The following is a 13,685-nucleotide window of genomic DNA, read 5'->3' on the forward strand; positions in this document are numbered from 1 at the left end:
GTTTCTCGGTCAATGGCTCTTGGTTTGACGCGCGCTCGGGTGACGAAGATGGTCGCGGGCCACGATCTCGTCGGGATCCAGCATGGTGATCATGTCGACGCCCGGCGCACAGAGGCAGACCGCCAGGAACACGCTGGGGCTGTGCTGCTCCAGATTCGCGACCTGGTAGTGGACCACATCCCCTCCCGGCTCCCAAAATGCCTCGCCCGCAACAATTTTCCTGGGCGCCTCACCCTCCAGCTCGAACAGGATCGAACCCTCCAGGACGTAGCCGAACACGGGCCCGGAGTGGCGGTGTGGTTGCACCCCCTCGTCGGCGGGCGGGATCTCGACGATCTGCGTCATCGCATGCGCACCATCGGGAATCCACGGCGGGGTGACGCACAGCAGATCGGTGACCGTGACGTTGCCTGCAGCCAGCATTGTTCATTTCCTTCGTTCGAACCTTCGCCCTTCCATCAGACCAATGCGGCTCTATCAAGTCCAACGAACAATATTGATTATCTCTATCGCGAAACGCGATACTGCGGTCATGGAACTTCGGCAGCTCGAGTACTTCATCGCCGTAGCGAGTGAGATGAGCTTCTCCCGCGCCGCGAACCAGACGCACGTCGTCCAGTCGGCGCTGTCCACGGCGGTGGCGAAATTGGAGAAGGAGCTCGGAGTGGAGCTGTTCGACCGCTCCAAACACCAGATCAGAATCACGCCCGCGGGAGAGTTGTTCCGTGAGCACGCCCGGCAAGTGGTCCAGACCGCCCGGCTGGCCAAGGACGCGGTGAGCGCGTACCACGGGGAGCTGACGGGAACAGTCGACCTCGGGTCACTGATCTCGTTCGGCACACTCGACGTACCGAAGGTGCTCGGCGACTTTCACCGCGAGTATCCATTCGTCCGCATCAGGTTGCGGCAGAGCCAAATTGGTTCTCTGGCCTATCTTTCGGCGATCACCGACGGATCGCTCGACCTGGCCCTGATATCGGCCCCCGACCGGTTCCCCGCCCGGGTCGAGATGCGGTTGCTGTGCCAGGAGCCGATGGTGTTCGTCTGCCGCTCCGATCATCCCCTTGCCGACCGCGACGCCGTCAGGGTCACCGAGCTCTGCGATGAGGACCTGATCGGCTTCCCGCCCGAGTTCGGGCTCAGACGTCTCGTCGACGCCGCGTTCACCGCCGCAGGCGTTGCGCCGCGGGTGTCCCATGAGGTGGCCCTCGAGTATTCGATCGCCGGGCGCCTGGTCCGACACGGGCTGGGCACCATCGTCATGCCGGCCAGTGAAGCGGCCCATTATCCGGACCTGCGCACCATCGAGATACGGCCGGCGATCGTGTGGCAGATCTACCTGGCTTCGGCCGAGCAGTCGCGGCTCGGACCCGCCAGCGCGAAGCTGGCGGAGTTCCTCCTCGCCTCGGCCCAGCCCGGTCAGCGCACAACGTCACGCTGAGTCCTGTTCGGCCGCTACTGCGGCATCGCGGACTCCACGACCGTCAGTTTCTCCGAAAGCCCTGCCACCCTGCGGATCTCGCGGAACTCCTCGACCATGCCGTCGGTGACCTCGTGGGGATCGTCGACCGTGGCGTCATCGGAGAGCACCGAGATGTTGAGCTGGTCCACATAGCTCCACACCGTGATGTTGAGCCCGCTGCCGGTGGTGATCGGACCGACCGAGTAGATCTCGGTGACCGTGGCCCCGCCGACCTTGCCGCGTTCCCGCGGCCCCGGCACGTTGGAGATGTTGAGGTTGAGCACCTTGTTCTGGCCATCCTTGTGGGACAGCCATTTGAACGCCGCCTCGACCGGAGCCGGCGGCATGTACGCGGCCCAGCGCGCGATCAGTTCCGGACCGATGAGTTGATGGCTTTCCTTGGCCAGCGCGGCGGCGTCGTGTGCGCGCTGCACCCGCTCGGCGGTGTCGGCGACGTCCACCGGCAATGCCACCAGCACGCCGCTGAACCGGTTGCCCGAGATCCGGTCCGGCGAGAAGTCGAAGCTCATCGGCACGGAGGCGAGCAAAGGATGATCGGCCTTGCCGTCGTACTTGAGGGACAACTTGCGCAGCACCCCCGACGACATGGCCAGCACCAGGTCGTTGATCGTGACGCCGAGGGCCTTGCTGGTCTCCTTGACATCGGCCAATGCCAGTGTGGCCGTGGCGAACAGGCGTTTCTCGTCCAGTATGTGGTTCATGAAGCTGGGCGGCGGGGTGAAGGGGCGGGTCAGCTCGGGCGACAACTTGCGGCTGCTGCGTCGCACCCGTCCGACCCCTTGTGTCGTGTAGCGGACGGTCCCGGGCAACCTGCCGAGCTGGCGCATGTGATCGGCGAACGCCGAGCGCACCAACTCGGTGCTGCTGGGCGCAGGATCGGGGACGTAGGACTCGTCATCACGCTGCGGGCCATCGCGCAGGTCCATCCCCCTGGCCAACAGATTCGCCGACGCGACCCCGTCCGCCAGGGCGTGGTGGATCTTGCCGACCACTGCGATTCGACCATCGGCCAGGCCCTCGACGAAGTACATCTCCCACAGGGGCCGGCTGCGGTCCAACTGGGTGCTGCCGATCTCGCCGATGGCCTCGTCGAGTTCACGGCGCCCACCCGGAGCACGGACCCGCCACGGCCGGACGTGGTACTCCAGGTCGACGTCGCAGTTCTCCCGCCACATCGGGTGGTGGAACTTGAAGGGGATGTCGACGAGCTGGTAGCGGAACGGGTCGAGCTTGTGCAGCCGTCCGCGGATCACCTCCCGGAACTCGTCGATCCCGAAAGTCCGGTCCCCCATGTCATCGAACGCGATGACCGCGATCTTCAACGTGTGCATGTGCACGTTGGGTGTCTCTGTATAAAGCAGGAACGCGTCCCACCCACTCAACCGCTTCACGGTGTCCTCCCCAGGTGTGGAAACGTCTATATGACTGCTTTAGCCTCGTCCATCGCCCGGTTTCGGTGAATCTGGTTGAGGAACAAGCCGATTGCGGTGGCCATCGCCCCGGTTCTGGCCCCGTCGGTCATGTCGAACGCGTGCCCGGCGCCGGGCAGCTCAATGTAGCCGACCACCGCTCGCGACACGGCCTTGAGCTTGTCGACGAAGCTGCGGGCCTGCGCCACCGGAATCACGCTGTCACCGGTGCCGTGGATGACCAGGAACGGCGGAGCGTCGGGATGGATCTGTGCGATCGGTGAGGCCTGCCGGTAGATCTCCGGATGGCGGTCGAGCTTGCGGCCCACCACGATCCGCTCCAGGAAGTCGACGAACCGGACCCGCTCCTCGGTCGAGCGGTCCTCCCAGTCGTAGCGCCCGTAGATTCCCACCACGGCGTCGACGCTGGTGTCGGACCCCTCCGGCAGATCCCCCTGCAGATCCGGGTCGTTCGGGGTGAGCCCGGCCAGTGCGGCCAGGTGTCCGCCGGCCGAGCAGCCCGCGATGGCAACGAAATTGCGGTCGCCGCCGAACTTGTCGACGTTGGCCCGCGCCCACGCGATCGCGGCCTTCACGTCGTCGATATGCCGCGGCCATCGGTGATGCGGGGCCACCCGGTAGTCGATCGACAGACATACCCAGCCCTGCTGGGCCAGATGCGACAACAGCGCGTAACCCTGCAGGATCCGGCCGCCGTGCACCCAGGCGCCGCCCGGCACGAACAGCAGCACGGGAGCGGGCTCGGCGGGTAGGTCTTTGGGTCGCCACACATCGAGCAGCTGGGCCGGGTCGTCGCCGTAGCGCACCGAGGTCCGGTACACGTCGCGGCGGTACTCCAAGGTGTGCCACAACGGCGGCAAGCTGTCGGGGGCCGGCCAGTCGACGGCCAGTTCAGCGGCCGAGACCACGCCGCGCAGTGCCTCCTGGGCGACCGCGTTGGTCTGCTCGCGCTCCGCCTTGCGAATCTCGCCGTTGTCCGGCGCCAGCCAGGATTTCGCCGAGGAGGTGAAGAAGTCGGGCAGGTGACGAAATCCCCACACGCTCATGGCGGTAAGCGCACCGAGCGGTTCCAGGTGCTTGCCCACCACTGGCAGCGAAGCCGTCGCCACGCTAAGCGCCAGCATGTGGTCGGCAGGCTTGGCATGCAGCAACCATCTTGCTCGATCAGCGAGCGTCGGTGCGGGGTACCGGTTATCCGGTCGTGCCGTCATTGCGCGAGCGTACCCCGCAGGGGATTGACGGACGGGACAACTTCGCCGACTTGTTCACCTGGCGTCAAAATGTGACCTGCATCACGTCGACGTGTCGCGAAACCCCCGTTAGCTTCGCTAAGCATGACTAAGTCTGCGCTGGCCATCACCGAAGAGCACCAGGACCTCGCCGACGCGACGTTCGGGCAGCTGAAGCGCCTCGACAGCCGCGCAGCCGCCCGCGCCACGCTGGAGAAGGCCGGCACCTACGGCAGTGAGATCTGGTCGGCCGGCGCCGAACTCGGCTGGAATGGACTGGCCATCTCCGAGGAACACGGCGGCTCCGGATTCGGGCTACCCGAACTGGCGGTGGTCGCCGAGATCGCTGGCCGGGAGCTGGTCCCGGGGCCGTTCCTGCCGACCGTGTCGGCTTCGGTGGTCATCGACCGCTACGCCCCGGACGCCGTTCGGGCCGAACTACTCCCGGGTCTCGCCGATGGTACGACGGTCGCGGCACTCGGGCTGGCCGGTTCGGTGAGCATCGGCGCCGACGGCCTCCTCGGCGGGCAGACACGCGCGGTGCTTGGTGCACCCGACGCCCAGGTGCTCGTACTCGCCGCCGGCGACGACCTGGTCGTGCTGGATGCCAGCGCCGACGGGATCACCGTCACCGCACAGGATTCCCTGGACACCACCCGCAGCATCGGCGCGGTCGACCTGCGCGCGGTGGCGGTCGACGAGAGCCGGATCCTGCGCGGCGCAGCGCGGGAGGCGCGCACGGTCTTCCGCATCCTCGGCTCGGCGGAGGCGGTGGGCGTGTCCTGGGCCGCGCTCGACATGGCCGTCGAGTACGCGAAGGTGCGCGAACAGTTCGGCCGCACCATCGGCACCTTCCAGGCCGTCAAGCACCACGCGGCCAACATGCTCGTCGATGCCGAACAGACCACCGCCGCGGTATGGGACGCCGCCCGTGCCGACAACCTCGAGGGCGCCCGGTTCGCTGCCGCGGTGGCCGCCGCCCACGCCATCCGGGCCCAGATCTTCTGCGCGCAGACCAACGTTCAACTCCACGGCGGCATCGCCTTCACCTGGGAACACGACGCGCACCTGTACCTGCGCCGCGCCCGGACCCTGACCGCGGTGCTCGGCGACGGTGCCGATCCCCTGATCGACGTCGTCGACGGGCAACGCAGCGGGCAGGCGCACGGCGCGTCGTTCGCGCTACCGGAAGAGGCCGAGCAGTACCGCCAGGACGCCAGAGATGCGGCGGCCGCGGTGCACGCACTGTCCGAGGACAAGCGCCGCGACTACCTGGTGGATTCCGGCTATCTGGTGCCGCACTGGCCCAAGCCGTGGGGCCGGGCCGCAAATGTGTTGGAGCAGTTGGTGATCGAGGAGGAGTTCACCGACGTCGAGCGGGCAGACATGGGCATCACCGGTTGGGTGACCCTGACCATCGCCCAGGCCGGTACCGAAGATCAGCGCGAGCGCTGGGTGGAGCCCGTGCTGCGCGGGCAGGTCATGTGGTGCCAGCTGTTCTCCGAGCCGGGCGCGGGTTCGGATGCGGCCGCGGTGCGCACCGCGGCCAAGAAGGTCGACGGCGGCTGGCGGGTCACCGGCCAGAAGGTGTGGACCAGCCTGGCCCAGCACTGCCAGTGGGGCCTGGCCACGGTGCGCACCGACCCCGACGCCCCCAAGCACGCCGGCGTCACCATGATGGCGATCGACATGAAAGCCCCTGGGGTGACGGTGAATCCGTTGCGCGGGCTGACCGGCGACGCCCACTTCAACGAGGTGTTCTTCGACGACGTGTTCGTCCCGGACGCCGATGTGGTCGGCGATGTGAACAAGGGCTGGCTGGTCGCTCGCGCCACCCTGGGCAATGAGCGCATCTCCATCGGCGGCGGTTCGGCCGCGCCGACGGGGTTCGACGCCGACGAGCTGGTGGCCCTGATCGACGCGGATCCCGACGGGGCCCGCTACGTGCGCCGCGCCGGCGAGGTGATCGCCGTGGGACACACCCTGAGGCTGCTGAACCTGCGCCGGGTCAGCCGCGCCATCGCGGGCACCGAGCCCGGGCCCGAGGGCAACGTCACCAAGCTGCTGGTCGCCGAGCATTCTCAGCATCTGACCGAACTGGGCATGGACCTGGTCGGCACGGCCGGGGTGACCGGAGAGACGCAGAAGCTGACTCGCGCCTATCTCGGCAACCGGGCCATGACGATCGCCGGTGGAACATCCGAGATCACCCGCAACACCATTGCCGAGCGCATCCTGGGCCTGCCCCGCGATCCGCTGCTGAAGTAGGCCTTCCCTACGTCTTACGACGCGCCCCCGGGCGTTGCGGCGGGGCCGGGGCCATGTAGAGCGTGATCGCCGCGCGGAGGCCCGCCAGCGCGTCGTCGATGTCGGCGCGGGGGCCGAACGCACGCTCGGCGTGCAGGCCGCGCAATGCCGCCGGCAGCAATGCGCTCACTTGGCGGGCACGACGAGGGTCGACGGTGACGCCGTCGAAGAACTCGCCGAACTGCTTGATCAAGGCATCCTCGAGAACATCCAACGCGCTTGCGGTGCGCGGATAGTTCCGCTCGAGTTCGGCGCGGTCCTTGGCCAGCGCCGCACGCAGATTCGACAGGGCGGCGTTGTACGGAGAGGCGTAGGCATTCCACAAGAGGTCGATGATCTCGGCGACCCGCTCCTCCACCGACCCGGCAGACGGGTGCGCCCAGACGTCTGGGCCGGCGGTATCGAGAATGTGCAGAATCGTCGCGGCCCAAAACCCGTCGGCGTCGCCGAACTGGTACTGAACGGTCCCCCACGTGACCTTTGCTTCCTTGGCGATCATCTTGACGCTGACCGCGTCGGGCCCGCCGCTCGCCAACTGTTGCAGCGCGACGTCGAGGACGTGTTTGCGCGACGACTCGCCACGTCGGTTGGGACGTCGACCTGCCCGAAGAGGGCTCTGGGGTGCCGTCATCGTCTCATCGTAAGTTGGCGTGAGCGCACAGCCATGGGTTGACCACTCTTGTGTTTTTCATCACTAGCTTTATGATACTGGTCAAGCTCTGACGAGCCACAGCATGTGATCCCTTGCACTACAACCGATATACCGCCATATTGCCGTAACGCTACGGCGCTCTGAATCGAGAAGGCATCCATGATCCGGTACGACAGGAGCTGAAGAACCATGGGACATCAGCGCATTCGGCGCTCCGCCGATCGCTTCACCCGCTACCGCCTGCACGTCACCGCCTCCGATGTCGGTGAGCTCGTCACCTCGGCGGGCGGTTGGATCTGCGATCGGATCCACGCCGGCTGGGACGTCACCGTGTCAGTCGACGCACCGTGCGATGTGCGCCCGCTGCAGATCCTCGGCGTCACGACGGTGGTGATCGGCCAGCCGCTCGACGCCATCAGCCAGCCCGGAGACGTCGCGACCGTCGCCTTCCCGTCCACGGCCTTCGACCACGACGAAACACTCCGCACCGAGGTGCTGCGTGTTCTGGAGGGCAACACCGCCGAGGTCACCACCTGGGGATCGGTCCCCGGCGAGATCGACGGTCGCGTTCGGCGGTTCCAGTATCGACTCACCGGCCTGGCCCGCGCCTTCAAGGCACATGCGGTTGCCGCGGCAGCGCTGCCCACCGATGGCATCGGTCCGACCGAGGACCTCTACACCTCCGGGTCGTGGCACGACGTGTCCGTCGATCGCGGCGACACCTACCTGGCAGCCGTCACGAAAGCCGGCGGCGTCGGCAACTAGATCAGCGAGCGAGCCCCGCCTGACCTGCGTCTCCCCCCGGTCGTGCGCTCGACGCCCACGGAAATCGCGGGGCTGGATGCCGGCCGGCACCGGACGCGCGGTAGAACGGACATTGTGACTGCGACCACAGACGGCCGGCCCAGCTTCCATCCGGACCTCGAACGCATCGCCCGCTTCATCCCACGTCGGCTGGTGTCCAGGCGCACGCTGCCGCTGCTGCAGCGGCTGACGGTGCTGCAGAACCGGCAGACACCCGAGGATGTCGAGGTCCTGACGCTCAGCTCGGGTGTCGGGGTCCGACTGTTCCGGCCGGCCGGGGTCACCGAACCCGCACCGGCCCTGCTGTGGATCCACGGCGGCGGCTATGTGCTGGGCAGCCCGGCGCAGGATGACGCCCTGTGCCGACGGTTCGCCAGGGAACTCGGCATCACGGTGGCAGCCGTCAAGTACCGGCTCGCTCCGCAGAACCCCTACCCGGCCGGGCTGGAGGACTGCTACGACGCGCTGAAATGGCTCGCGGCACTTCCCGCAGTCGATCCCTCGCGGGTCGCGGTCGCAGGCGCCAGCGCCGGCGGCGGACTGGCCGCTGCCCTTGCTCTACTTGCCCGTGATCGCGGTGAGATACCCCTTGCCGCACAGATACTCGTGTATCCGATGCTCGACGACCGCTCGGTGGGCCCGGAGCTGGAGAACCCCGGTCACCGGTTGTGGACACAGGGCAGCAACCAGTTCGGGTGGTCGGCCTATCTCGGAGGTGCCGATCCCGCCACCGCGGTACCCGGCCGCCGTGAAGATCTGGCCGGGCTGCCGCCGGCATGGATCGGTGTGGGCACCCTGGACCTGTTCCACGACGAGGACATGGCCTACGCCGAGCGCCTGCGCGCCGCCGGGGTCGAATGCCAGGTCGAAGAGGTGTACGGGGCGTTCCACGGATTCGATCAGATCGCCGCGAAGACACCGGTGGCTCAAGAGTTCATGGCCAGCCAGGTCACGAATCTACGCGCGGCGTTTGCCTGATTCCCGCTGGTGCCGCAGGTAGCGGCAGGCGCGTTCCAACAAGCCGCGGTCGGCAGCCGACAAGGCCTTGGCCCTGGGCACGTGACCCGCGACGACCCCGGCGAACCGAACGCACAGCTGTTCAGCGGTCATGCCGAACTCGAGCCAGACGTCGTCCTCGCGCGGACCCCCATAGGGAGCCCACGCGAGGACGAATTTCAGCAGGAGACGTTCGAAGGAATCCATCTACCGGCCTGGTCGACTCTAGTCTCGAACAACGTTGTCCTCGAACACGATCCGGCCGATCAACTCGTAGCGGCGCGGATCGCGCAGCTTGAAGTAGGTGGCCATGCCCGCGCCAAGGACGAAGATGCCCACCACGATCCACGGCGTCAGCTTGAACAGCAGGGTGCCGGAAGCGGTGCCCGCCGCTGCGTCCTTGTGCTCCCACAGCAGGTACACGACGTAGAGCATGCCGAGCCCACCGAGACCGGGGGCGATCAAGGTCTTGAACCAGTGCTTGGACACCGGGTGGTTCTTGCGGATGTGGAAGTAGCTGATCACCGAGAACGCGCACAGCGACTGCACGATCAGGATCGCCATGGTGCCCAGGATCGCGAGCAGCGTGTACATGTGCACATAGGGGTCCATCCCGGCGAGCAGGAAGGCCAGGATGATCACCAGGGTGATCCCGCTCTGCACGAATGAGGCGATGTGCGGAGAACCGTGCGTGGGATGCGTTGCGCCGATGGTCTTCTGCAGACTCTTGGACAGGCCCTCGCGGCCCAGCGCGTACAGGTAGCGCGACGCGCAGTTGTGGAACGCCATGCCGCAGGCGAACGACCCGGTGACAAGGAGGATGTTGAACACCGTGATCGCCCACTCGCCGTAGGCGCTACGCACCGGGCCGAAGAAGATCTCCGACGAGGTCGCGGAATCCTGCGCGAGTTCCACCGCGTGCTGCGGCCCGGTGCCTGCGATCGCCATCCAGGAGACGAACACGTAGAACAGTCCGACACCCAGGACGCTGAGCATGGTGGCCCGGGGAATGATCTTCTTGGGGTTACGCGACTCCTCGCCGTACATCGCGGTCGATTCGAAGCCGACCCACGACCAGAAGGCGAAGAACAGGCCCAAACCGGCACTGGCACCGGCGATTCCGGCAGCCGGGGAGAACGCACCGATGGGGTTGATGGTCTCGGCGACGGCGAAACCCTGCGGGCCGCCGCCCTTGAACAGCACCGCCACCGCGCCGAGTGCGAGCATGACGATCTCGGTCACCAGGAATACCCCGAGCACCTTGGCGGTCAGGTTGACGTCGAAGTAGGTCAGGATCGCGTTGACCGTCAGCATCAGCAGCGCCGGGATGATCCAGTGGATGTGGACACCCAGTTGGGATTGCATGAAGTTCTGGAAGAAGAACGAGAAGATCCCGATCAACGAGGCCTCGAACACCACATAGGCCATGGTGATCAGTCCGCCGCTGGCCATCCCGACGATGCGGCCCAAGCCGTGGGAGATGTAGCCGTAGAACGCGCCGGTGGTGGTGATGTGCTTGGCCATGGTCGCGTAGCCGACGGCGAAGAGACCGAGGACAACGGTTGCGACGATGTAGCCGGCCGGCGCATGTGAACCATTTCCGAAGCCAACGGCGATCGGCACATTGCCGACCATTGCCGTGATCGGAGCGGCGGTCGCCACCGCCATGAAGATGACGCCGACGGTGCCGACGGCGTTGCGTTTCAGTCTCTGGACGTCGTGAGCTGTGTCTTCACTCCCGGCGACAGCTTGATCGGTCATCTATCGGGGTACCTTCCAGGTAACAGTGGGATACCCGATGTGGCCTGGGCCACAGCCGGGACCTACGTATATTGGCACTACCAAAATCGATTGGCAAGCACTTTCTGCAACCATTGACACAAATGGTTGCGACCGTTTACGGTGAGGCCCATCACAGCTACCGGATAGCTGGAGAGGGAGCCGCATGTACGACTACGGCACGTTCACGTTCGAATCCAAAGCCGAAGTGCTGGATAAGGCGAAGACGTTCTGGAATCCAGACAAGACACAGTTCTGGACTGACACCGGTGTCGATCTGGTGATCGACCGCCGCGAGGGATATTTCCTGTGGGATATGGGCGGCCGCCGCCTGATCGATCTGCACCTCAACGGTGGCACCTACAACCTCGGTCACCGCAATCCCGAAGTGATGCAGGCGATCACCGAGGGCATGGAGCATTTCGACGTCGGTAATCACCATTTTCCGTCGGTGGCCCGCACCGCCCTGGCGCAGCGCCTCGTCGAGACCGCGCCGGCGTCGATCACGAAGGTGGCGTACGGGTCCGGAGGCGGTGAGGCGATCGACATCGCGCTCAAGAGCGCCCGGCACGCGACCAAACGCCGCAAGATCGTCTCGATCGTCAAGGCCTACCACGGCCACACGGGCCTGGCCGTGGCCACCGGCGACGACCGGTTCGCCAAGTTCTTCCTGGCCGACCAGCCCGACGAGTTCCTCCAGGTTCCGTTCAACGACATCGAGGCGATGGAACGGGTGCTGGCGCCCGGCGATGTCGCCGCGGTGATCATGGAGACCATCCCGGCCACCTACGGATTCCCGCTTCCCGCACCGGGTTACCTGGAAGCCGTCAAGGCCATCACCGAGAAACACGGCACCCTGTACATCGCCGACGAGGTGCAGACCGGCCTGATGCGCACCGGTGAGCTGTGGTGCATCACCAAACACGGCATCGAGCCCGACATCCTGGTGACCGGCAAGGGTCTGTCCGGTGGCATGTACCCGATCACCGCGGCCCTGCTCAGCGATCGCGCCGCGAAGTGGCTCGACGAGGACGGCTTCGGCCACATCTCCACCTTCGGCGGCGCCGAGCTGGGCTGTGTCGCCGCGCTGAAGACGCTCGAGATCTCCACCCGCCCCGAAGTGCGCTCGATGGTCCACTACATCGCCGACATCTTCGACCACGGACTGCAGCGCATCCAGGCCGACCACCCGGACTGGTTCGTCGGTATCCGGCAGAACGGTGTGGTGATCGGCCTGGAGTTCGACCACCCCGAAGGCGCCAAGTTCGTGATGCGGGAACTCTACGAGAACGGAGTGTGGGCGATCTTCTCGACACTGGATCCCCGTGTCCTGCAGTTCAAACCGGGTCTCCTGCTCTCGCGCGAACTCTGCGAGGACGTCCTGGACCGCCTCGCCGTCGCGGTGGCCAGGGCCGAGACCGTCGTGAGAGGACGTAAAGCATCATGACCAGTACCGCACAGGCCGGCCACATGCTGGAGCGGGCCCGTTGGGCCGCTGGGGCGTACGCCGACTATGACCAAGCCGCGGTGTCGGTGATCGTCAACGCGGTGGCCGACGCCGCCCATGGCGCAGCCGAACGGTTCGCCGCCGAGGCGGTGGCCGAGACCGGGATGGGTGTGGTGGCCGACAAGGTCACCAAGAACCGGGCCTGCTCGCGCGGGATCGTCGACTACTACGCTCGGGGTGAGGCCGCGGGAGACTTTGTGTCGCCGCGCGTCGACGAGGCCCGCAAGATCGTCGAGCTGCCCCGGCCGGCGGGCGTGGTGCTGGCATTGACGCCGACCACCAATCCCGTTGCCACGGTGTACTTCAAGGTGATCCTGGCGCTGATGACCCGCAACGCCGTGGTCGTCGCTCCGCACCCGCGGGCCAAACAGTGCTCGGCCGACGCCGCCCGGCTGCTCGCCGAGGCCGCGGTGGCCGCCGGGGCACCGGACGGCATCGTCCAGGTGGTCGAGGAACCGTCCATCCCGCTGGTGCAGGCGCTGATGGCCGACGAGCGCACCGACGTCATCGTGGCGACCGGGGGCACCGGCGTCGTGCGTGCGGCGTACTCCTCCGGTAACCCCGCACTCGGTGTCGGTCCCGGCAATGTCCCGGTGTTCGTCGAGGCCAGCGCGGACATCAACGCCGCGGCCAAGCGCATCGTGGACAGCAAGGCTTTCGACAACTCGGTGCTGTGCACCAACGAATCCGTCCTCATCGCCGAGGACGCGATCGCGAGCAAGCTCAACGGCGCACTGACCCGTGCCGGAGCGCACATCCTCGACGAGGACGGCGCACGGCGCCTGCGGGCCTACATGTTCGCCGACGGCCACCTGAACACCGACGTGGTGGGCCGCGATGCCGCCTGGATCGCAGGGCAGGCCGGCCTGCGGGTCACCCCCAAGACCCGGGTGCTGATCGCGCCGTTCAACGACGTGATCTCCGAGGAGATGCTGGCCCACGAGAAGCTGTCCCCGGTGCTCGGCATGACCACCGCGGCCGACGCCGCACGTGGGATCCGCGCCGCCCGGGCAGTGGTGCGGATCGGCGGCGCCGGTCACTCGGCGGCGATCCACAGCGAAAATCCCTCGGTGATCGCCGATTTCGCCGCCCAGGTGCCGGTGCTGCGGGTGTCGGTCAACGTGGGCAACAGCACCGGCAGCTCCGGGCTGGAGACCAACCTGGCGCCGTCGATGACGATCGGCACCGGGTTCGTCGGGCGCAGCTCGATCGGGGAGAACCTGCAACCGCAGAACCTGATCAACTGGGCCCGCATCGCCTACAACAGCGATTCCGCCGTACCCATGGGCAATTTCGCGGGTATCAATCCGTGGCACTCACCGGCCGGACCGGTGCCGGAGTATCCGCGCGCCTCCAATGACCGTCACGGTGCGCCTGTCACGCCCCGCCGGCCATACCCGACTGCCAACCGGTCGTCGGATCCCGGACTGGACGTGCTGCGGGCCGAACTGCGCGCGCTGGTCGCCGAAGAACTCGCACAACTGATCAAGAGGTAGGG

At 66.7% G+C, this 13,685-nt stretch carries 12 protein-coding genes; 6 read left to right on the plus strand and 6 right to left on the minus strand.

Features of this window, described 5'->3' with window-relative positions; translation table 11 throughout:
* Positions 1–9: 9 nt before the first annotated feature.
* The gene (locus ACNQVK_RS35975) at positions 10–423 is read right to left on the minus strand and encodes a cupin domain-containing protein (RefSeq protein ID WP_418033598.1); all 414 of its coding nucleotides are present in this window, start codon (positions 421–423) and stop codon (positions 10–12) included.
* Between the two features lie 109 nt (positions 424–532).
* Here ACNQVK_RS35975 and ACNQVK_RS35980 point away from each other — a divergent pair, with 109 nt between their 5' ends.
* Complete coding sequence (locus tag ACNQVK_RS35980; RefSeq protein ID WP_418033599.1) at positions 533–1,441, plus strand: LysR family transcriptional regulator; 909 nt, start codon at positions 533–535, stop codon at positions 1,439–1,441.
* Between the two features lie 14 nt (positions 1,442–1,455).
* Here ACNQVK_RS35980 and ACNQVK_RS35985 read toward each other — a convergent pair whose 3' ends face one another.
* Both ACNQVK_RS35985 and ACNQVK_RS35990 read right to left on the minus strand, forming a co-directional pair.
* On the minus strand, positions 1,456–2,874 hold the full coding sequence (locus ACNQVK_RS35985) for a WS/DGAT/MGAT family O-acyltransferase (protein WP_211156922.1): 1,419 nt from the start codon (positions 2,872–2,874) through the stop codon (positions 1,456–1,458).
* Positions 2,875–2,900: 26 nt separating this feature from the next.
* Positions 2,901–4,124 (minus strand): alpha/beta hydrolase fold domain-containing protein, encoded by a 1,224-nt coding sequence (locus ACNQVK_RS35990; RefSeq protein WP_418033600.1) that lies wholly within the window; start codon positions 4,122–4,124, stop codon positions 2,901–2,903.
* Between the two features lie 123 nt (positions 4,125–4,247).
* Here ACNQVK_RS35990 and ACNQVK_RS35995 point away from each other — a divergent pair, with 123 nt between their 5' ends.
* Positions 4,248–6,410 (plus strand): acyl-CoA dehydrogenase, encoded by a 2,163-nt coding sequence (locus ACNQVK_RS35995; RefSeq protein ID WP_418033601.1) that lies wholly within the window; start codon positions 4,248–4,250, stop codon positions 6,408–6,410.
* A gap of 7 nt (positions 6,411–6,417) precedes the next feature.
* On the opposite strand, the gene ACNQVK_RS36000 is transcribed toward ACNQVK_RS35995, so the two are convergent.
* Entirely contained in the window at positions 6,418–7,080 is a 663-nt protein-coding gene (locus ACNQVK_RS36000; RefSeq protein WP_418033602.1) for a TetR/AcrR family transcriptional regulator, read from the minus strand.
* 210 nt (positions 7,081–7,290) lie between these two features.
* Between ACNQVK_RS36000 and ACNQVK_RS36005 the strand changes: the two genes are divergently transcribed.
* A complete protein-coding gene (locus tag ACNQVK_RS36005; protein WP_418033603.1) occupies positions 7,291–7,866 on the plus strand; it encodes a hypothetical protein in 576 nt (191 codons plus the stop codon).
* A 114-nt stretch (positions 7,867–7,980) separates the two neighbouring features.
* Entirely contained in the window at positions 7,981–8,883 is a 903-nt protein-coding gene (locus ACNQVK_RS36010) for an alpha/beta hydrolase (protein WP_418033604.1), read from the plus strand.
* On the opposite strand, the gene ACNQVK_RS36015 is transcribed toward ACNQVK_RS36010, so the two are convergent.
* Both ACNQVK_RS36015 and ACNQVK_RS36020 read right to left on the minus strand, forming a co-directional pair.
* Positions 8,863–9,108, minus strand: a complete 246-nt coding sequence (locus ACNQVK_RS36015) for a hypothetical protein (RefSeq protein ID WP_418033605.1) — start codon at positions 9,106–9,108, stop codon at positions 8,863–8,865. The genes ACNQVK_RS36010 and ACNQVK_RS36015 overlap by 21 nt on opposite strands.
* Positions 9,109–9,126: 18 nt before the next feature.
* Complete coding sequence (locus ACNQVK_RS36020) at positions 9,127–10,662, minus strand: APC family permease (RefSeq protein WP_418033606.1); 1,536 nt, start codon at positions 10,660–10,662, stop codon at positions 9,127–9,129.
* 184 nt (positions 10,663–10,846) lie between these two features.
* Here ACNQVK_RS36020 and ACNQVK_RS36025 point away from each other — a divergent pair, with 184 nt between their 5' ends.
* Both ACNQVK_RS36025 and ACNQVK_RS36030 read left to right on the plus strand, forming a co-directional pair.
* Positions 10,847–12,127 carry an aspartate aminotransferase family protein gene (locus tag ACNQVK_RS36025; RefSeq protein ID WP_065505053.1) on the plus strand — a complete coding sequence of 427 codons (1,281 nt, stop codon included), beginning with the start codon at positions 10,847–10,849 and terminating at the stop codon, positions 12,125–12,127.
* A complete protein-coding gene (locus ACNQVK_RS36030; RefSeq protein ID WP_418033607.1) occupies positions 12,124–13,683 on the plus strand; it encodes an aldehyde dehydrogenase family protein in 1,560 nt (519 codons plus the stop codon). Before ACNQVK_RS36025 ends, ACNQVK_RS36030 begins: the two co-directional genes overlap by 4 nt.
* Positions 13,684–13,685: the final 2 nt, after the last annotated feature.

Source organism: Mycobacterium sp. 134 (assembly GCF_048282715.1).
Taxonomy (GTDB): Bacteria; Actinomycetota; Actinomycetes; order Mycobacteriales; family Mycobacteriaceae; genus Mycobacterium; species Mycobacterium septicum.